Below are 20,279 nucleotides of genomic sequence, written 5' to 3' on the forward strand. Positions count from 1 at the left end.
CCGTCGCCGTCACCGCTCAGCTGAGAGCGTCGAGATCGACGATCCGGACGTCATGGCCGAAGCTTGCCACGAAGCGTTTCAGCCCGTCGCCCGAGACCACGGTCGAGGCATCGTTGAACAGCGGATGGGCGTTGACCCGATCCGCATCGGCCACCCGCCGGTCGAGGGCGAACACCACCCGGCGATCGGGATCGTTGATCAGTGCGAAGGGCGTGACCGAGCCCGGGCTGACGCCCAGCACCTCCATCAGCAGATCCGGCTTTCCGAAGGAGAAACGGCCGGCGCCGAGCAATGCCTGAAGATGCTTCAGATCCACCCGCCGGTCGGCGGCGACGGTGGCCAGCCAGAGATCGCCACGCTTGTCCTTCAGGAACAGGTTCTTGACGTGCAGCCCCGGCACATGGGCAGTCTCTGCTTCCGCCTCTTCGACGGTGAAGACCGGCGCATGGTCAAAGGTCTCATGCGCGATGCCCAGGGCATCGAGACGGGCGAAGAGGTCGGCACGGGTGGCAGGCATGGCGGATCCGATGGTTCTGGCGGCAGAAAAGACGAGGCGGGGAAGCGGATCATCGCCGCTTCCCCGCCCCGCCTGCAAGTCCCCTTGCCGGCCCCGTCAGGGCCGGGCGGCATGCTTTGCGACCAGAGCCTTGGCTTCTTCAATCAGCGCCGGGCCGTCGATGCCACGAGCGGTCATGCGCTCTGCCCAGGCCTTTTCGACCTCGGCGCCGACGGCGCGGAAGCGATCAGTCTCTTCAGGCGTCAGTGCGATGATCCGGTTGGTGGTCGACTTTTCGATCGAGGCGACCACCGGCGCATCGGCCTGATCCATCACGCGGCCGATCGCGCGGGCCTCGGCGATGCCGGCATTGTCGTCGATGACCTTCTTCAGGTCGGCGGGCAGGCCGTCATATTTCGCCTGGTTCATCGCCACCAGCATCATGGTGGTGTAGAGCGCATTCTCGCCTGCGAACACCATATGACGGTGAACCAGTTCCTGCAGGCGCAGCGCGTCCAGCCCTTCCATCGGCAGCACGGTGCCGTCGATCACGCCGCGCGACAGCGCTTCTGCGGTCTGCGGCACCGGCATGCCGACCGGCTCGGCACCAAGCGCTTCGATGAAGGAATTGATCAGCCGCGACGGGCCGCGCAGCTTCAGCCCCTTCATCTCTTCGGGCGTGCGGACCTCGCGATCGCGGGTGTGGATCAGCCCGGGGCTGTGGGTATGGGCCGCGATCACCTTCACGCCCTCGAAGCGGCCGGTGAGGTGCTTCATCGCGAATTCATGCGCGGCCTGGCTGGTGATCTCGGCCGAGCGCGGCAGGAAGGGCAGATCGAAGACCTCCGCTTCGGGGAAGCGGTCGGGGGTGTATCCCACCACCGTCCAGATGATGTCGGCCTGGCCGGTGCGCGCCTGATCGAACAGCGAGGGCGGAGTGCCGCCCAGCTGCATGGCCGGGTAGATCTTGACCTCGATCCGCCCGGCGGACTGGCTCTCCACCCGCTGCTTCCAGTCGGCGAAGTACTTGGAATGAACCGCCGACGTCGGCGGGAAGAAATGGTGCAGGCGCAGCGTCACCTCTGCTGCGGCCGCCTGGCCGGCGATGCCTGCCGCCAGCACCATGCCGGCTGCGCCGGCTGCCATTCGTGCGGCGAGCCGCCGCCAGCCCGTTGCAATCCCCGTCATCGGTCTTTCCTCCCTGATCTTGCGGATGTTGAGGGGCTGCCGCTTCTGGACGGGCGGCATGCCCGGCTGCTGCGGTCAGCCGACCGCGAAGACCTCGATCTCGACCCGCGCCGCCAGACGTCGGCCCCGGGCCACGAACAGCGTCCGGTTCATCCAGCCGAGAACCGGATGACCGGTGGTGAAGCGTGGGGTGGTGCGGAAGTAATAGAGCGCCGGGTCGACGTCCTCGCCCGCCGCCACCCGGGCCAGCACGTCGGCCGGACCGTGGCGCATGCCGGGATTGCGGATGTCGACCAGCGCCTCGACGGCCATGCCGTCGACCTCGGTGAGGGCGAGAGTGTAGCGGGCCTCGATCTCGGCCAGGCCGTCGGGCCGCACGGTCTGCCAGTCGGCCCCGCCGGGCAGCACCCGCCCGGCCAGCCGGGCGCCGGAGACCCGACCACCCAGGATCGGGATGATCCGGCGCTGGCCGTCGACAAGCGTCCCCAGTTCCTGGGGCGCGCCGATCTCGGCCTCGATCAGGGCCACGGGGGAGAGCACGGGCGGAGTGGCGGGAAAGCCGGTGGTCATGGGCGGCGGACCTTTCCTGAAGATCAGTAGAGCAGGCGCATCAGGCCAAGCGTGATGCCCGGAAAGGCCACCAGTGCCAGGATGCGCAGCACGTCGGAGACGAGGAACGGGATCACGCCGGCGAAGGTGTCGCGCATGGGGGTGCCGCCCGACATGGCGTTGATCACGAAGACATTGAGCCCGACCGGGGGGGTGATCATGCCGACCTCCACCACCACCAGCGCCAGAATGCCGAACCAGATGGCGGCTTCTGCGGGCGGCAGGCCGAAATCCAGCGCCATGATCAGCGGGTAGAAGATCGGCACGGTCAGCAGGATCATCGACAGGCTGTCCATGATGCAGCCGAGCGCCAGGTAGAGCACCAGGATTGCCGCCAGCACCACGATCGGCGGCACGTCGAGCCCGCCGATCGCCTCGGCCGCCTGCATCGGCAGGCCGGTGAGTGCCAGGAAGCCGTTGAAGGCGGCGGCCCCCAGCACGATCATGAAGATCATTGCGGTGCCGGATGCGGTCTCCATCACCACCTCGGTGAAGGCACCGCGGCGGAGCCCGCCGCGGACCAGCGCGAACAACCCGGTGGCGGCAGCCCCCACCGCGGCTCCTTCGGTGGGCGTGAAGACGCCGGCATAGATGCCGCCGATGACCAGCACGAAAATCAGGAAAACCGGCCAGGTGCGGGCGAGGCCGCGGAGACGTTCCGACCAGCCGATCCGGGCGACGGCCGGCGCGGCTTCCGGCTTCAGCATCACCTGAACCCTGATTGCTGCCATATAGCCCAGAGCGGCAAGCACGCCCGGCACCAGGGCGGCAATGAACATCCGGTCGATGTTCTGCCCGGTCAGCACCGCATAGATCACCAGCACCACCGAGGGCGGGATGAGGATACCGAGCGTACCGCCGGCCGCCAGAACGCCGGTCGCCAGCCCGTCGTCATAGCCATGGCGGCGCATTTCGGGCAGGGCGACCCGGGTCATGGTCGCGGCGGTGGCGAGTGACGAGCCGCAGATCGAGCCGAAGGCGGCGCAGGCGCCGATCGCGGCCATGGCGAGGCCGCCGCGGCGATGGCCCAGCCAGTCGCGGGCAGCATCGAACAGCAGCTGCGACAGGCCGGCCCGCCCGGCGAAGGCGCCCATCAGCAGGAAGAGCGGCACGATCGACAGCGCGTGATTGGAGAACTGCTCCACCGGCAGGGTGGTGAGCCCGGCCATGATGCCCATGGGGCCTGCGACCGCCATACTGCCCAGGATGCCGGCCAGCAGCATGGCGAGCCCGACCGGCACGCGCAGGGCCATGGCGATGAGCAGACCGGCAATGCCGAGAAGACCGATGGTGGTATCGCTCATCACCGGTTCTCCGCCCTGGCCGGTCCGGCCTCTGCCGCCGCGATCTCGGCTTCGGTCGGCGGCACGGCGCCGCGCAGCGTGGCGCCAAGCGTGGTCAGGCAGGCGAGGGTTGTGAGGGCCATGAAGGCCACCCCCGGCACATAGACCCACCATTGCGGCAGACCCAGAATCATCGTGGTCTCGCCATAAGTCAGCCGTTCTTCAAGACCGATGGTCAGCCGCCAGGCGAGCAGGGCGGACGTGACGGCGAAGAGGAGATCGGCGATGACGCCCAGCGCCCGGCGCAGGCCGGGGCCGGCGCGCATGGTGAAGAGGTCGACGGTGACATGGGCGCGGGCGAGCTGGGCCTGGGGCAGAAAGCAGAAGACCGCGATCGCGGTACCTGTTTCGACCAGTTCGAAATCGCCCGGCACCGGCCCCAATTCCAGCCCGGCGATGCCGGTGCCGGCAAACCAACGGCCGATGATGCTGATCACCGACATCGCGGCGATCGCAACCAGCATCAGCCCGCCGGCCATGGCGACCAGACGGCACAGGACCCCGACGGGGCCGAAACCGGTACGGAAGGGGCCGCCGGACCGCGACGCCTTCCGACCGCGGCCCTGCACGCTGTGCGGGGCCGGGTCTGCCCTCGACATGGGGCGCCTCTCCTCCCTGGGCGGCGGGATCTTGTTGCCCCGCTCGTCTCCGGCATCCGCCAGTGCGGATGCCGCCTTGTGTTGTCTCAAGCCCCGCGAGCAGATCGCGTGCTCAAAACCTCGCGAGCAGATCGCGTGCTCAAAACCTCGCGAGCAGATCGCGGAGCGTGACCTTCTCCGCCTCGCTCAGCCGCGCCGAGACGCGGTCGTCATGGGCGCGGATCCGCCGGATCAACTCGTCGAGCACCGCCTCGCCATCGGGCGTGAGGGCAAGCTGGTTGACCCGCCGGTCGCCGGGGGTCGGCCGGCGCTCGACATAGCCCGCACGTTCCAGCCGATCCACCAGGGCCATGGTGCCCGAGCGGGCGATGCCCACCACCCGGCCGAGCCGGCTCTGGTTGAGGCCGGGGTTGTTCCGGATCAGCACCATCGACGAGAACATCGGCGGTGTGATGTCCAGATCTGCGACGGTGGCGAAGAAATCCTCGTAGATGGCGATCTGGGCCCGGCGCAGCGCATAGCCCATCAGCTCGCGCAGCACCCCGAACTCAACATCCTCCGGCCATTGCTCAAAAGCATCGCCGCGACCGGCCGGCCGCGGCAGGACGCTGGAGGTCGTCCGCCGTCCGCGTGTCATTCCCGTCTCCCGATGATCCGGCCCCGGGCTGGCTTCGTTCTGATCCCGGGCGGTGCATCGGCCACCATAAACCGGTTTTCTGCCGGTTTCCTCAGATTAGTTCGCAGAACGGATGATCGTCAATTCGGATTGTAATGACATCGTACATTCTACGGATATATCCTGTCCCGAAACACGCAATGCGCCCGGGCCGGAGCCGGAGCCGAGGGCGCCGGATGGGAGGAGAGGATCCGATGAAGGTGATCATCGCAGGCGCTGGTATCGGCGGGCTGACGGCCGCGCTCAGCCTGCACGCCGCCGGGATCGAGACGGTGATATACGAGGCGGTGCCCGAGATCCGGCCGCTGGGCGTGGGGATCAACCTGCTGCCCCATGCGGTGCGCGAGCTGACCGAGCTGGGCCTCGCCGACGAACTTGCCCGCACCGGCGTCGCCACCTCGACACTGATTTACACCAACAAGCTGGGACAGGAGATCTGGCGCGAAGCGCGCGGGCGCGAGGCCGGCTACAACTGGCCGCAATATTCGATCCATCGCGGTCGGCTGCAGATGCTGCTGTTCGAGGCGGCACGTGCCCGGCTGGGTGCCGATCGGGTGCTGACCGACCATGCCGCCGCCCGGGTCTCCACCGATGCCGACGGCCGGGCGCGGATCGATCTGGTCTCGCGCACCACCGGTGCCCCGCTTGGCCACGATACCGCCGATCTGATCATTGCTGCCGATGGTATCCATTCGGCGGTGCGGGCGCAGTTCCATCCGGATGAGGGGTTGCCGAAGTGGAACGGCCGCATCCTCTGGCGGGGCGTCAGCGAGGCGCCGCCCTATCTGGATGGGCGCAGCATGGTGATGGCCGGGCATCAGGATCAGAAGTTCGTCTGTTATCCCATCGATCCCGACATCGCGGCGCGCGGCGCATCGCTGATCAACTGGATCGCCGAACTGAACCTGCCCGACCGGAAGCTGGAGCGCGAGGACTGGAACCGCCCCGGCGTGCTGGAGGAATTCCTGCCCGCCTTCGAGAGCTGGAATTTCGGCTGGCTGGACGTACCGGCGATCATCCGTGCCGCGATCCGGGTGTTCGAGTTCCCGATGGTCGATCGTGATCCGCTGGAGGCCTGGACCCATGGTCGTGTGACGCTGCTGGGTGATGCCGCCCATCCCATGTATCCGATCGGCTCCAACGGCGCTTCGCAGGCGATCCTGGATGCCCGGACCCTGGTCTGGCGGCTGGCGACCATGGGCGATGTCGATGCGGCCCTTGCCGCCTACGAGGCCGAGCGCCTGCCGGCCACTGCCCGCATCGTGCTCGCCAACCGTGCCAATGGGCCCGAGAAGGTCATGCAGCTGGTCGAGGAGCGGGCGCCTGAGGGGTTCGATGCGGTCGAAAAGGTGCTGCCGGCGGCGGAACTGAACGGAATCATCGGCGATTACAAGCACATCGCCGGCTTCGATCGGGATGCCCTGAATGCCCGGCCGTCGCTGCATCCGGTGCCTCTTCCGGCCTCGGTCTGAAAATCGTCGTCAAACTGAAAAAAACCTCTTGCGCCAACCGCCGCCGTGAATATTATCCCGCACACAGACGGCAGCGACGCTGCCTGACGGAGCGGGCGGGAGTAGCTCAGGGGTAGAGCACAACCTTGCCAAGGTTGGGGTCGAGGGTTCGAATCCCTTCTCCCGCTCCAGAGATTGCGGAAACGCAAACGACAACGGGCTGATCGGTGACGATCAGCCCGTTTTCTTTTGTCCGATCTCTGGCCGCTCTTGTGCATGTGATGAGACAATCGTCGCAAAGACTGCCGACGACCGTGCCTCGTGGAAGCTCTGGAAGGACATGCGCGTTTCGGGATAAAATTTCCGGATCGCATTCCCGCAAGGGTTCCGGAACATGGGCGTCACCTCCCTTCTGTTCATCTCCACCGCCCTTCTCTGGGGCGGCGGGGCGCTCGCCACGGCTTTTCAGGCGGGGCCCGTGCCGGCGGTGGTGTCGGTGGGTTGGCGCATGGTCGCGGCCGGGCTGTTGATGATGGGCTGGGCGCATATCCGGGGGGTGCGGCTCAGGCTTACAGCCGCCGACTGGCGGTGGACGGCGCTGCAGGGCGTCGCCTTCTACGGCCTGGCCTTCGTCGCCTTCTACAGCGCCGTTCGTCTGATTCCCAGCGGCCCGGCGGCGCTGGTGCTGTCCACCTCCTCGGTTTTTGCAGGGTTGATCGGTTGGGCGCTGCTGGGCACCTCGCTGACCCGCCGCCATCTGGCCGGGCTGGTGCTCGGCATCGGGGGCGTCGCCCTGGTCTTCGCTCCCGACATCGCCCGTCTGGGAGAGGGGCCGCGGGCGCTTGAAGGGCTGGCCTGGGCAGCGGTCTCGGCCGTCGCTGCGGCGCTTGGCACGGTGATCGGCGCCCGACATCAGGCGCGGGGGCTGGCCCCCGAAGCAGCCATCGCCTGGGGCGGGCTGATCGGCGGCGTCACCGCCTTCATGGTCGCCCTGCTTCAGGGGGCATCATTCAGCTTCGACTGGTCATGGCGCTATGGTCTCAGTCTCGCCTATCTGGCCCTTCCGGCCTCGTGCCTCAACTTCCTGATCTATTTCGAGCTGGTCAGGCGCGTCGGGCCAGGCAGGGCCGCCTATGCAATGACCCTGGTGCCGGTGGTTGCCCTGACCCTCTCCTGGGGGTTCGAAGGGCTGGTGCTCACGCCTGCCATGCTGGCAGGTGCGGCGGTGATCCTTTGCGGCAATCTGCTGGTGCTGCGGCGCTGAGCGGAACGGCCTGTCCACTTCCGTGGAAAATTCACGCCATTGCTGCTGATCCGTCACGGGTCTGCGCTTGCGTCGAACGGCGTTCGATACCACCCTTAACCGGGCCGTCGACGTCCCATCACGGGACGTCGTTCCAGCAAGAGCCCGAAGGGGAGGAAACATGCCGGAGGCAAGTCAGGCGGGTGTCCAAGACACCGGGGCCGTGCCGATGGACGCGATCGCCGCGCTGATCGAGGCGCGCCTCGCACCCGAAGACGCCCGAGAGGCGACGGAGTTCGTGAAGGCCTATTACGCCGCGGGGCTCGACGAGCTGCCGGCGGGCGGGCCGCGGCGCCTGGCGGGCGCCGCACTCGGCCATCTTGCCTTCGCCCGCAGGCGGGCGCCGGGCGAGACCCTGGTCGACGTCTTCAATCCCGACATCGACCGTCATGGCTGGCAGAGCCGTAACAGCGTGGTCATGGTCACCACCGACGACCGGCCTTTTCTGGTGGACAGCACCGTCGCGGCGCTGAACCAGATGGGGCTGGCGCTACACGGCCTGATCCATCCGATCCTGACCGTGCGTCGCGACGTCGATGGCCGCTATCTGGGGCTGGCCAGTGCCGGGGAGGCCGCAGCCGGGCCGGGCGGCCGGGCGGTGGCCGAGAGCTTCATGCTGATCGAGGTCACCCGTCGCCCCGATGCGGCGGCGCTGGACCAGGTCCGTCACCGGCTGGTCGAAGTGCTGGACGATGTGGCGGCGGCCGTCACCGGCTGGCAGGCGATGCGCGACGAGATCGACCGGGCGATCGCCGATGTCGAAACTCTGCCGGATGCTGTTCTGTCTGAAGACCTGCGCAGCGAGCATGCCGCCTTCCTGCGCTGGATCCGCGACGACAATTTCACCTTCCTGGGCTTCCAGGACTGCCGCTTCTCGGAAGCCGACGGCCAGGGGCAGCGCCGGGTCGAGGTGTTGCGTACCCTGGGGGTGATGGAAGGGACCGGCGGCGATGACGGCCGCGAACGGCCCCGCGGCCTTGCCGGCTTCACCCTTCACGGCGATCAGAGCTTCGGCGACGAGCCGGTCACGATCACCAAGTCGCGTTTCCGGGCGACGGTGCATCGCGCGGTGCCGATGGACTATATCGGCGTCAAGATCTACGGCCCCGATGGCCGGGTAGAGGGCGAGCGCCTGTTTCTGGGGCTGTTCACCTCTGCCGCCTATCACAGCAATCCGCGCGCCATTCCGCTGATCCGCCGCAAGGTGCGCGGCATCATAGAGCGGGCAGGCTTCGCGCCCGGCAGCCATGACGCCAAGTCGCTGCTCAACGTGCTGGAGACCTATCCGCGCGACGAACTGCTTCAGATCGGCACCGACGATCTGTATGAAACCGCGATCGGCATTCTGAAGTTGCAGCTGCGGCAGCGGCTGCGGCTGTTCCTGCGTCGCGATGTTTTCGGACGGTTCTGGAGCGCGCTGGTCTATGTGCCGCGCGATGCCTTCGACAGCCGGCTGCGGCGGCGTGTGCTCGCGGAACTGGAAGCGGCAACCCATGGCACGCTCGCCGAGGAAACCGCCGATCTGGCCGAGGTGCAGCTGTCCGAGGCGCCGCTGGTGCGGCTGCGTTTCGTGCTGATGGTCGACCCCGAGGCCGAGCCGGCCCAGGTCGATGCGGCGGCGCTGGAAGCCCGGCTGGCCCGCATGGTGCGCGGCTGGGCCGACGAGCTGCGCGAGGCGCTGATCGATGCGGTGGGCGAGGAGCGCGGCCTGACCCTCTGGCGCGGCATCGGCCGGGGCCTGCCGGCACTCTATGCCGAGCGGTTCGGCCCGGAACAGGCGGTGGCCGATCTGCTGCGGCTTGAGGCGCTGGCCGGCGATCCGCAGGCGATCTCGATTGCCTTCTATACCCCCGTCGGCGGCGGGGCCTCGGTGGCGCTGCGGCTCAAGCTCAGTCGGCCCGGCGGGCCGATCGCCCTGTCCGACGTGCTGCCGATGATCGAAAATCTCGGCTTCCGCGTCATCGACGAGCAGCCCTATGCGATCGAGGATGCAGAGGCCGGCGGAATCCGCGCCTGGCTGCATGATTTCGGCCTGGTCGACCAGCAGGGCGGCGCGGTCGATCCGGCGCGGCTGGGGCCACTGCTTGAAGATACACTCGCACGGGTCTGGCGGGGTGAGGTCGAAAACGACCGCTTCAATGCTCTGGTGCTGCGCGCCGGTGTCACCGCCGACGAGGTGGTGATCCTTCGGGCGCTCTATCGCTATATGCGCCAGATCGGCCTGCCTTTCGCCCAGAACACGGTGGAGCAGACGCTCGCCCGTCATGGCGAGCTTGCCCGGCTGATCGTGCAGCTCTTCCATGCCAGGCTCGATCCTGCCCGCCACGAGACGGCGGAGGCCTCAACCGCGGCCGAGGCCGAGGCGGACCGGCTGGTCCAGGCCTTTGCCCAGGGGCTCGACACCGTCACCAATGTGGACGAGGACCGCATCCTCAGCCGCTATCGCGACGTGGTTCTGGCGGTGCTGCGCACCAATGCCTATCTGCGCGAGGCGGATGGCGGCCGCCGGCCGGTGCTGGCGATCAAGCTGGACGGGCAGAGCCTGCCCGACCTGCCGCCGCCCCGGCCGTTCCGCGAGATCTTCGTCTATTCACCCCGGGTGGAGGCGGTGCATCTGCGTGGTGGTCGCGTCGCCCGTGGCGGCATCCGCTGGTCTGACCGGCTTGAGGATTTCCGCACCGAGATCCTGGGCCTGATGAAGGCACAGATGGTCAAGAATGCGGTGATCGTGCCGACCGGCGCCAAGGGTGGCTTCATCGTCAAGCGTCCGCCTGCGACCCGGCCCGAGCTTCAGGCCGAGGTGATCGGCTGCTATCGCGCCTTCGTCGGCGGCATGCTCGACATCACGGATGATCTGAAGGCGGGGGAGCCGGTGCCGCCCCGGGGTGTCCACCGACGTGATGGTGACGATCCCTATCTGGTGGTCGCGGCCGACAAGGGCACGGCGACCTTCTCGGACATCGCCAACGGAATTGCCGAAGAACGCGGCTTCTGGCTGGGGGACGCCTTCGCCTCGGGCGGATCCGCCGGCTATGACCACAAGAAGATGGCGATCACCGCGCGGGGTGCCTGGGTGTCGGTCCGTCGGCATTTCCGCGAGGCCGGCATCGACGTGCAGCGGGATCCGGTAACCGTGATGGGCGTCGGCGACATGGGCGGCGACGTCTTCGGCAACGGGCTGCTGCGCTCGGATTCGGTAAAGCTGGTCGGCGCCTTCAACCATCTGCATATCTTCCTGGACCCCAACCCCGATCCGGCACGGAGTTTCGCCGAGCGTGCCCGGCTCTTCGCCGCCCAGCGCTCCGGCTGGAATGATTACGACCCGGCGGTGCTGTCGCCCGGCGGGCGGATCTATGACCGCGCGGCCAAGACCGTCGAGACCACGCCTGAAATCCGTGCCCTGCTGGGCATTACCGAACCCCGCGTCACGCCCTCGGCGCTGATCCGGGCGATGCTGAAAGCCCGGGTCGACCTGCTCTGGTTCGGCGGCATCGGAACTTTCGTGCGGGCCTCGCAGGAGCGTGATGCCGATGCCGGTGACCGCAGCAATGATGCACTCCGCGTCACCGCGGCGGAGCTGCGGGCGAAGGTGGTGGGCGAGGGCGCCAATCTGGGCTTCACCCAGGCGGCGCGGATCGAATTCGCCCTGAACGGCGGACGGATCAACACCGATGCCATCGACAATTCCGGCGGCGTCGACTGCTCCGACCACGAGGTCAACATCAAGATCCTGCTCGGCCGTGTGCTCGAAGCGGGCGACATGACCCGCAAGCAACGGGACCTGCTGCTGGCCGAGATGACCGAGGAAGTGGCGGCTCTGGTGCTCGCCAACAACGAGTTGCAGAACCAGGCGCTGTCGGTGGAAAGCCGCGAGGCCGGGCGAAGGCTGGATCGCCATGTCCGGCTGCTGCACGGGCTGGAGCGGGCCGGCCGGCTGGACCGGACGCTCGAACGCCTTCCGGACGAGGCCGAACTCGCCCGGCGGGCGCGCGAGGGATTGGGGTTGACCCGGCCCGAACTGGCGGTGCTGCTCGCCTATGCCAAGATCGAACTGACCCAAAAGGTGGCGGAGGATCCGCTGCTGGAGGATCCGGCGCTGGCCGGTGATCTGGCGGCCTACTTCCCGCGACCGATCCGGACGCGCTTCCCTGAGCATATCGCGGCCCATCCGCTGAGGGCCGAGATCCTGGCGACCCATCTGGTCAACGAGATGGTCAATCGCGGCGGCCCCTGCCTTGCGCGGGAACTCGCCGACGAGACCGGTCAGGGGCCGGCCGAGATCCTGCGTGCCTATGTCGTCGCCCGCGATGTGCTGGGCCTGCCGGTGCTCTGGTCGGCACTGGATGCAGCCGAGGCGACGATGCCTGCGGACCGGCGGCTGGACGCGCTCGACCGGCTGTCGCGGCGTCTGACCCAGGCCATGCGCTGGCTGCTGGTCCGTGGCGGCCGGGCCGCCACGGTGGGAGAGGTCATCAGCCGCTTCCAGCCGACCGCGGCGGCGCTTCAGGCCGTGCTGTCCCAGGTGCTGCCGACGGAAGTTGCCGAGGCGATCGGCGCCGATGCCACGGGGCTTGCCTCGGCCGGCCTTGATGAAGGGGCGGCTGTCTGCCTGTCGCAGCTGGGCTCGCTGGTCTCGGTCTTCGATCTGACGGCGCTGTCCGAGAATCTGGGACTGCCGGTGGAGAAGGTGGCGCCGGTCTATTATGCCGTCGACCCGAAGCTGCACCTGCATGCCCTGCGCCATGCCGCCCGCACCATCGTGGTCGACGACCCCTGGGAGCGGCTGGCGGTCAGCAGCGTGATCGACGACCTCTATGGCGTCCAGCGCCGGGCCACCCAGTCGATCTTCATCCGCGATGCAGCGGGTGATGTCGATGTCTGGGCAGAGGCGGAGGCTGCGGCACTGGCCCGGGCCGCGGCAGCGGTCGACGAGGTGCTGTCGGCCCCCGATGTGACGCTGGCGATGCTGATCGTCGCGGCACGCCGGCTGACGGCGCTGGCCGGCGGTTGAACGGCCGATCCGCCTGATGTGATGTCGAACGGCCCCGATCCTGATGGACCGGGGCCGTTCGACAGACAGGTCCGTCCGGTGCGATCAGTGCCGGAAGTGCCGCATGCCGGTGAAGACCATGGCCAGGCCATGCTCGTCGGCGGCCTTGATCACCTCTTCGTCGCGGACCGAACCGCCGGGCTGGATCACCGCGGTGGCGCCGGCCGCGGCGGCGGCCAGCAGGCCGTCGGCGAAGGGGAAGAAGGCGTCGGAGGCGACGACCGAACCCTCGGTCAGCCGGCCGGTGCGACCCAGCGCCTCGGCGGCATCCTCGGATTTGCGGGCGGCGATGCGGGCGCTGTCGACGCGGCTCATCTGGCCGGCGCCGATGCCGACGGTGGCGCCGTTCTTCACATAGACGATGGCGTTCGACTTCACGTGTTTGCAGACCCGGAAGGCCATCAGCAGGTCGTCCAGTTCCTGTTCGGTCGGGGCGCGCTTCGTCACCACCTTCAGATCGGCGCGGGCGATGCGGCCGGAATCGCGGGTCTGGACCAGCAGACCGCCGGCGATCGAGCGCACGGCAAGGCCCGGTGCCGACGGGTCGGGCAGGGCTCCGGCTTCCAGCACGCGCAGGTTCTTCTTGGCTGCGAACACCTTGCGGGCGGCTTCGGTCACCTCGGGGGCGATGATCACCTCGGTGAAGATCTTCGCGATTTCGATCGCCACCGCCTCGTCCAGCGGCCGGTTGACCGCGACGATGCCGCCGAAGGCCGACACCGGGTCGCAGGCCAGCGCCGCCTCGTAGGCGGTCTTGAGATCAGCGCCCTCGGCGACGCCGCAGGGATTGGCGTGCTTGATGATCGCCACCGCCGGCCGGTCGAACTCGGCGACGAGTTCATAGGCCGCGTCCGTATCGTTCAGGTTGTTGTAGGACAGCTCCTTGCCCTGAAGCTGGGCGGCGGAGGTGACACCCGGGCGCTTTTCGCCGGTGACGTAGAAGGCTGCCTGCTGATGCGGATTCTCGCCATAGCGCAGCACCTGGCCGCGGGCGCCGCCCACCGTCAGCCGCTCGGGCAGGGTGTCTTCGGCCTGCCCGGCGAACCAGCTGCCGATGGCGGTGTCGTAGGCGGCCGTGCGGCGATAGGCGCGGCCGGCAAGCGCACGGCGCAGGGCCGGGGTGGTGGCGCCGCCATTGGCCTGCATCTCGGCCGTCACCGCCGCATAATCGGCGGCATCGACCACGACCGTCACCGAATCATGATTCTTGGCCGCGGCCCGGATCAGGGCGGGCCCGCCGATGTCGATGTTTTCGATCACGTCATCCCAGCCCGCACCCGAAGCGACGGTCGCTTCGAAGGGGTAGAGGTTCACGACCACCAGATCGATATTGCCGATGCCGTGCGCGGCCATGGCCTCGCGATGGCTTTCAAGGTCGCGACGGCCCAGGATGCCGCCATGGACCTTGGGATGCAGGGTCTTCACCCGGCCGTCCAGCATCTCGGGGAAGCCGGTCATATCGGCGACGTCGAGGACCGGCAGGCCGGCCTCGCGCAGCAGCTTTGCCGAGCCGCCGGTGGAGACGATCTCGACGCCGCTTTCCACCAGGAAACGGGCAAAATCGACCAGACCGGTCTTGTCGGACACCGAGATCAGGGCGCGCGAAATGCGGTTGCCGGCGGGTGCCATCCGAAGGGCCTCCGTTCGATGCATCAAGGGCTTGGGATACGCCAACAGGCGAATGGCCGGGGCTATAGCAGGAAATCGCCCGCGGCGCCAGACGGGTGGCGCGCAGGTCAGTCGCCCGCCGGAAGCAACCAGGCCGCCAATCCGGCGATGCCGGCGGCAAGCAGCATCAACCCGAAGGCGATCGAGACGGCGAAGGCATCGGCGGCTGACAGGCCGGCAAGCGGCAGCAGGGCGACGGCGGCGCCTTCCCGCACACCCCAGCCGGCAATGGCGATCGGCAGGGTGGCGGCGGTGGCGAGCAGTATGCCGAGGGCAATGCCCGCCAGAGGGTCCAGCCCCAGCCCCAGCGCCCGGGTCACCGCCCAGAAGGCGAGGCCGGTGAGGGCGTGAACGACGAGCGTCGGCGCGAGCAGCCGCCAGGCCAGTCGGGGACGTCGTCCCAGCCGGGCGAGATCGTCGAGGACCCGCCCCGCCCCGGCAGCCAGACGGGCCTTGCGGGTGGCGGCGGGGGCATCCGGATAGCGGGTTGGCCGACGGCGGGCGAGAAGCGCGGCCGCAAGCACCGGGGCAAGGCCGATCACCGCTGCGGCCAGCGGCAGCAGGCCGAACTCGGGCGCGGCTTCGGCATGGACGCCGATATGGGGCAGAAGGGCGAGGGCTGCCGCTGCCGCAATGGCGAGCCCCGTCAACCCCGCCGCCCGGTCGAGCACGACGCCTGAGACCAGTGCCGCTATTGGTCGATCGGGCCGGCGGACCAGAGCGAGCCGCGCCGCGTCGGTCCCGATCGACGCCGGCAGCGCCTGACCCAAGCCGTTTGCGACCAGCAGCGCCCGAAGGGCCGTGCGGGTGCGCAGCCGGATACCGGTGGCGCGGGCGGCCCGTCGCCAGCGATGGGCGGAGACGATGGTCTGCACCAGCACGATCGCGATCGCAAGCGCGATCCAGCCGGGTTCCGCCGCAGCAAGCCGTGCAGCCACCGCGCGACCATCGGCATCGGGCAGGGCAATGGCCAGGGCCGCCACGGTGATCACGAGCTTGACGGCAAAACCGCCCCAGCGCCGTCGACGCGAGGGCCGGACGGGATTGTGGCGGGCGGTGGCGTCGAGCGCCGGTGGCGGAAACAGGTCGGCTGTCATCCCGAAGATTATGGGGCCGGGCGCGCCCAAGTCGAGGGGCGCCTGTACTTGCAGCCTGATGCGTCACTCCCTAGGCTGATGACCGGCTCCGGCGGATGGAATCGGAACGACCGATGTGCTCGCGCTATGAATTGACGGTGAACGCAGGGGACCTGGCCGCCGTACTGGCCCGCCTGCTGGGCCGGCTGCCGCGCCTGCCGGCTGCACTCGACACAGCCCTTGGCGTTCAGGCATTCCGACCGACGGACAGGGCGCCGGTGCTGCTGATCGATGCTGGGGGCGAAGCGGCGGTCGGGCTGGTGCCCTGGGGCTGGCCGGCACCCTGGGACGGCAGCCCGCTGTTCAATGCCCGGATCGAACGCCTGGCGGAAGCGCCGAGCTTCCGGCCGCATCTGGGCCGGCGCTGCCTGGTGCCGGCCACGGCCTGGACCGAAGGCCGCGGCCGCAGCCGGGTCCGGATCGGCCGCCGGGACGGCGGCCTGTTGACGATGGCCGGGCTCTATGGCTGTGACGCCGCCGGCAATCCGGCCTTTACCGTGATCACCCGGCCGGCCGTCCCCGCCATTGCCCATATCCATCCGCGCATGCCGGCACTGATTGACGGCGATGATCAGGCGATGGTCTGGCTGGACCCGGCTATGTCTGCTCCGGCGGCGCTTGGCCTGCTGGAGGCGGCCGTGACCCCGGACCTCTCGGTTGCAGAAGCAGCCCCCGCGGCGGCCATGCCGGATCTGTTCGGCGGCAGCGCGCCGAGCCCATAAACTTCCAGCGGTTCCCGCCGGCCGCGGATATCGATGGTGCCCAGGCGGCGCATGGGGACCGGCGACGGGATTTGCAGGCGCCGGACCAGTTCGGCGCTCGCCACTGCGTCTTCGCCGGTTGCGCGGGCATGGTCGACCAGTCGGGCCGTGACGTTCACCGCATCGCCGATGAGCACGATTTCCTGGCGGATGTCGCCCAGTTCGCCCACGGCGACCCGGCCGCAATGGAGAGCCGCGCGCCAGGCCGGGACCGTCCCGTAGGTGCGCTCGTAATGGGCTGCATGCTGGGCGATGACGGCCTCGGCGAGCTGGAGCAGGCGGAAGCAGCCCGCATTGCGCGCGGCCCGCTCCAAGGGCCAGGTCACGATGATCTCGTCGCCGACATAGCGGTAGATCTGGCCGCCCGTTTCCAGAATCGGTTCCGAGAGATCGGCATAGAACCGGTTCAGAAAATCGAGAAAGCGCAGCGCCCCGATCTGCTCGGCGATCGCGGTTGAACCGCGGATGTCGAGGAAGAGGATCACGCGCTCTTCTTCCCGCGGATGGTGATAGCGCCCGGTCAGAAACTGAACCATCACATCCGGGCCCAGAATGCGGCGGATCTGGAAGATGAGGTTCATCAGCAGCGAAATCGCGACGGCGAAGGCGAAGCTCTCGTCCGAGACGACGCCCAGAAGGCCCTCGGCTTTGTCGGGGTCGTCGAACAGCACTGCGCCGGTATGGATACCGAACAGGATCGAGGAGAGGTAGATCGCGCTGCTGATCAGCACGGTGACGGCGGCACGCTGGCGCCGCACGAACCGCCCGATCGCTGCAGTCGACAGCCAGGTCTCCCAGAGGCCGATCGGCAGTACGACCAGCAGGCCGGTGACCGTGCCGCGCAGCTGAGTCTCCAGTCCCACGCCATAGTTGAAGCTGTAGAGGAAGCCGTCGATCAGGCCGACCGCCATGATCACCAGGAAGATCCGGATGCGGAAACGCTCGCGATGGGTGAGGGTCATCGGGTACCGGTGCGGCGGCGCGGGACAGGTGCTGATAAAGGAAAGGCCCGCCTCCGGAGAGGCGGGCCGATCATAGCACGGATCAGGGATCCGCAGCGTCAGTTGCGCTGGCTGCCCATGAACTGCAGCAGCAGCATGAACAGGTTCAGGAAGTCGAGATAGAGCCGCAGCGCGCCCATCACCTTGAGCTTGCCGGCGGTCTCGTCGTCCATGTTCGCCGCATACATCTGCTTCAGCTGCTGAGTGTCGTAGGCGGTGAGGCCGGCGAAGATCAGCACGCCCGCCACCGAGACCACGAACTGCAGCATCGTGGAGCCGATGAACAGGTTCACCAGGCTGGCGAGGATGATGCCGATCAGCCCCATGATCAGGAACGAGCCGAGGCCGGAGAGCGAGCGCTTCGTGGTGTAGCCATAAAGGCTGAGGCCGCCGAACGCCGCTGCGGTCACGAAGAAGGTCCGCGCGATGCTGGAGCCGGTATAGGCCATGAAGATGGTCGACAGCGACAGCCCGACCGAGGCCGCGTAGAGCCAGTAGAGAATCTGGGTGGTGGTCTTGCTGAACCGGTTGATGCCGGCCGACAGCGCCAGCACGAAGCCCAGAGGTGCCAGAATGGCGACCCAGCGGAAGCCGGTGCCCATGATCGCCGTGTAGACATCCGGCGAGCTCGCCACCGCAATGGCGACGATGCCGGTCAGCGCCAGCGCCGAGGCCATATAGTTGTAGATGCCGAGCATATAGGTGCGCAGCCCGGCATCGAAGGCCACCGCCCTCGACGCCGCCCCCGCGTCGTATGCCCTGCGGGTGTCGTAGGCCATGTGCCGCATCCTTGAAAACGTTTATGGGCCTGTGCGATAACCCCCGTGGCCGGGGGCCCGTTGCAAATATGGCCGGGCCTGGCCGGCCGATCAAGGGAGGCGGCCCTCCCGATCCGTGGCAACATCCGGACCCGTGCTTGAAATCAGGCCCCGTCGGGACCAGTCTTTCCGGGTCCGGCCGGCGGTGCCGGCGACATATCCTGGTTCCCCCGCTGCCGCGGACTGCCTTCTCCCCTGCCCCGCCTCGGTGGACCCACCAACCTCCGGTGATCCGATGAACCGTCCGTCCGCTTTCGCCTTCCGCCGTCTCGCCATGGTCGCCGTCGTCGCGGCCATGGGTCTTGTCGCCCTGCCCGTAACCGGTGTTGCACCGGCCCAGGCGCAGGAAATCAGCCTGCTTGGTACCTTCGGCGACTGGACCGCGTTCAAGTCCGGCTCGGGCAAGGCCGTCTCCTGCTGGATCGCGACCGCGCCCAAGCAGCGCCAGGGCGAGGTGAAGGGCCGCGGCGACGCCCGGGTGATGGTCAACCGCCGCAACAGCGGCGGCCGGATGGTCACCGAGGTCAGCGTTTTCGCAGGCTACGCCTACAAGCCCGGCAGCGAGGTGGCCGTGACCATCGGCGGCAACAACTTCTCGCTGTTCACCGACGGCGAAACCGCCTGGGCACGCGATGCCGACACCGACCGCAAGCTTCTGGATGCCATGCGCGCCGGTGCCAACATGGTGGTGAAGGGCACCGCTCGCGAGGGCAGTGTTTCGACCACCGACACCTACAGCCTGAGCGGCGTCACCGCCGGCATGAGCGAAATCGCCAAGTGCGGTAGCTGATGATCCCCGGCGGCAACCCGTTCCGGCTGCCGCCTCCCACGACCTCCAACCCTGGCAGACCCTGTTCATGACCATCGTCGTCCAGCCGGTGCCCGAGGGCACCACCGCCACTGCGGCGCTCCGGCGCCCGGCCGCGGCCGAAAAGATCGCGCAGACCACCGCCCCGGTCACGCTGGTGCCCGGTGACGGCCGGCGTACGCTGATCGGGCTGGACCGCCAGGAACTGGAAGCCGAGATGGCGGCCCTGGGCGAGAAGCCGTTCCGGGCCAAGCAGCTCTGGCATTGGATGTATTTCCGCGGCGCCCGCGACTTCGACGACATGACCAATGTGCCGAAGGCGTTCCGGGCGAAGCTGGCCGAACATTTCGTCATCGGCCGGCCGGAGGTCACCACCGATCAGCTGTCGAGCGACGGCACGGCCAAATGGCTGCTGCGCTTCGCCGACGGTCGTGAGGTTGAAACCGTCCACATTCCCGATGACGGCCGCGGTGCGCTCTGCGTCTCGTCGCAGGTGGGCTGCACCCTGACCTGCAAGTTCTGCCATACCGGTACCCAGACCTGGGTGCGCAACCTTTCGGCAGCCGAGATCACCGCCCAGATGCTGGTCGCCCGCGACCGGCTGGGTGAATGGCCGACGCCGACCGATGCCAACCGGCTGATCTCGAACATCGTCCTGATGGGCATGGGCGAGCCGCTGTACAATTTCGACGCCGTCGCCAAGGCCATGCGCATCGTGATGGACGGCGAAGGCGTGGCGCTGTCGCGGCGGCGGATCACGCTCTCGACCTCCGGCGTGGTACCGATGATGCAGCGCTGCGGCGAAGAGCTGGGCGTCAATCTGGCGGTGTCGCTGCATGCGGTGACCGACGATGTCCGCGACATGCTGGTGCCTATCAACCGTAAGTACCCGATCGCCGAGTTGATGGAGGCCTGCAGGACCTACCCGGCGGCCAGCAATGCCCGGCGGATCACCTTCGAATACGTCATGTTGAAGGGCGTGAACGACAGCCTGGCCGATGCGCGTGAACTGGTCCGTCTGCTCGACGGCATTCCGGCCAAGGTCAATCTCATTCCGTTCAATCCCTGGCCGGGCTCGACCTTCGAATGTTCGTCCTGGACCCAGATCCGCAATTTCGCGACCTATCTGAACGATCAGGGCTATTCCTCGCCGGTGCGCACGCCCCGCGGCCGTGACATTCTGGCCGCCTGCGGTCAGCTGAAATCTGCCAGCGAGCGCGCCCGCAAGAGCCGTGAGGCCGTCCCGCCCCCTGAGCCGGAGGTGATGGACGCTGCCGAGCGTGAAGCCATGGCCGCGGCACTCGCCCTGCACTGACGGGGCGTCGTCAGGGAACCGGCACGGTTTTCCGCAGGTTGGGGGTGTCGACGGTAC

General features: G+C 68.2%; 15 protein-coding genes, 1 tRNA gene and 1 pseudogene. 7 read left to right on the forward strand and 10 right to left on the reverse strand.

The window, feature by feature from the left end:
• Positions 1-16: 16 nt before the first annotated feature.
• The 6 genes from P7L68_RS25795 to P7L68_RS25820 form a co-directional block, all read right to left on the reverse strand.
• Positions 17-517 carry a prolyl-tRNA synthetase associated domain-containing protein gene (locus P7L68_RS25795; RefSeq protein ID WP_372002659.1) on the reverse strand — a complete coding sequence of 167 codons (501 nt, stop codon included), beginning with the start codon at positions 515-517 and terminating at the stop codon, positions 17-19.
• Between the two features lie 96 nt (positions 518-613).
• Positions 614-1,684, reverse strand: a complete 1,071-nt coding sequence (locus tag P7L68_RS25800) for a TRAP transporter substrate-binding protein (protein ID WP_372002660.1) — start codon at positions 1,682-1,684, stop codon at positions 614-616.
• A 75-nt stretch (positions 1,685-1,759) separates the two neighbouring features.
• Positions 1,760-2,254, reverse strand: a complete 495-nt coding sequence (locus P7L68_RS25805; RefSeq protein WP_372002661.1) for a DUF3237 domain-containing protein — start codon at positions 2,252-2,254, stop codon at positions 1,760-1,762.
• Positions 2,255-2,277: 23 nt separating this feature from the next.
• Positions 2,278-3,597: a TRAP transporter large permease gene (locus P7L68_RS25810; protein WP_372002662.1), complete on the reverse strand. Its 1,320-nt coding sequence runs from the start codon at positions 3,595-3,597 to the stop codon at positions 2,278-2,280.
• Complete coding sequence (locus tag P7L68_RS25815) at positions 3,597-4,235, reverse strand: TRAP transporter small permease (RefSeq protein ID WP_372002663.1); 639 nt, start codon at positions 4,233-4,235, stop codon at positions 3,597-3,599. The genes P7L68_RS25810 and P7L68_RS25815 overlap by 1 nt, the downstream gene beginning before the upstream one ends.
• A gap of 139 nt (positions 4,236-4,374) precedes the next feature.
• Entirely contained in the window at positions 4,375-4,872 is a 498-nt protein-coding gene (locus tag P7L68_RS25820) for a MarR family winged helix-turn-helix transcriptional regulator (RefSeq protein ID WP_372002664.1), read from the reverse strand.
• A gap of 233 nt (positions 4,873-5,105) precedes the next feature.
• Here P7L68_RS25820 and P7L68_RS25825 point away from each other — a divergent pair, with 233 nt between their 5' ends.
• The 4 genes from P7L68_RS25825 to P7L68_RS25840 all read left to right on the forward strand — a co-directional run bounded on the left by P7L68_RS25825 (position 5,106) and on the right by P7L68_RS25840 (position 12,676).
• Positions 5,106-6,383, forward strand: a complete 1,278-nt coding sequence (locus P7L68_RS25825; protein ID WP_372002665.1) for a flavin-dependent oxidoreductase — start codon at positions 5,106-5,108, stop codon at positions 6,381-6,383.
• Between the two features lie 95 nt (positions 6,384-6,478).
• Positions 6,479-6,553 (forward strand) — tRNA-Gly (locus tag P7L68_RS25830).
• A 203-nt stretch (positions 6,554-6,756) separates the two neighbouring features.
• Positions 6,757-7,626 carry a DMT family transporter gene (locus tag P7L68_RS25835; protein WP_372002666.1) on the forward strand — a complete coding sequence of 290 codons (870 nt, stop codon included), beginning with the start codon at positions 6,757-6,759 and terminating at the stop codon, positions 7,624-7,626.
• 208 nt (positions 7,627-7,834) lie between these two features.
• Complete coding sequence (locus P7L68_RS25840; protein ID WP_372002667.1) at positions 7,835-12,676, forward strand: NAD-glutamate dehydrogenase; 4,842 nt, start codon at positions 7,835-7,837, stop codon at positions 12,674-12,676.
• Positions 12,677-12,760: 84 nt separating this feature from the next.
• Here P7L68_RS25840 and purH read toward each other — a convergent pair whose 3' ends face one another.
• On the reverse strand, positions 12,761-14,344 hold the full coding sequence (gene purH / locus P7L68_RS25845; protein ID WP_372002668.1) for a bifunctional phosphoribosylaminoimidazolecarboxamide formyltransferase/IMP cyclohydrolase: 1,584 nt from the start codon (positions 14,342-14,344) through the stop codon (positions 12,761-12,763).
• A 107-nt stretch (positions 14,345-14,451) separates the two neighbouring features.
• Positions 14,452-15,480 carry a YbhN family protein gene (locus tag P7L68_RS25850; protein ID WP_372002669.1) on the reverse strand — a complete coding sequence of 343 codons (1,029 nt, stop codon included), beginning with the start codon at positions 15,478-15,480 and terminating at the stop codon, positions 14,452-14,454.
• 113 nt (positions 15,481-15,593) lie between these two features.
• Between P7L68_RS25850 and P7L68_RS25855 the strand changes: the two genes are divergently transcribed.
• Positions 15,594-16,241, forward strand: coding sequence for an SOS response-associated peptidase (locus tag P7L68_RS25855; protein WP_372002670.1), 648 nt, complete (start codon positions 15,594-15,596; stop codon positions 16,239-16,241).
• A gap of 56 nt (positions 16,242-16,297) precedes the next feature.
• Here the strand turns inward: P7L68_RS25855 and P7L68_RS25860 are convergent.
• Together P7L68_RS25860 and P7L68_RS25865 are read right to left on the reverse strand one after the other, a co-directional pair.
• Positions 16,298-17,242 (reverse strand): annotated as a pseudogene (locus tag P7L68_RS25860) (adenylate/guanylate cyclase domain-containing protein); the annotation flags it as partial.
• 98 nt (positions 17,243-17,340) lie between these two features.
• Positions 17,341-18,060, reverse strand: a complete 720-nt coding sequence (locus P7L68_RS25865; protein WP_372002671.1) for a Bax inhibitor-1/YccA family protein — start codon at positions 18,058-18,060, stop codon at positions 17,341-17,343.
• 274 nt (positions 18,061-18,334) lie between these two features.
• Here P7L68_RS25865 and P7L68_RS25870 point away from each other — a divergent pair, with 274 nt between their 5' ends.
• On the forward strand, positions 18,335-18,889 hold the full coding sequence (locus tag P7L68_RS25870) for an invasion associated locus B family protein (protein WP_372002672.1): 555 nt from the start codon (positions 18,335-18,337) through the stop codon (positions 18,887-18,889).
• A gap of 67 nt (positions 18,890-18,956) precedes the next feature.
• Positions 18,957-20,222 carry a 23S rRNA (adenine(2503)-C(2))-methyltransferase RlmN gene (gene rlmN / locus P7L68_RS25875; protein WP_372002673.1) on the forward strand — a complete coding sequence of 422 codons (1,266 nt, stop codon included), beginning with the start codon at positions 18,957-18,959 and terminating at the stop codon, positions 20,220-20,222.
• Positions 20,223-20,279 lie beyond the last annotated feature (57 nt).

The organism is Tistrella mobilis (assembly GCF_041468085.1).
Taxonomy (GTDB): Bacteria; Pseudomonadota; Alphaproteobacteria; order Tistrellales; family Tistrellaceae; genus Tistrella; species Tistrella mobilis_A.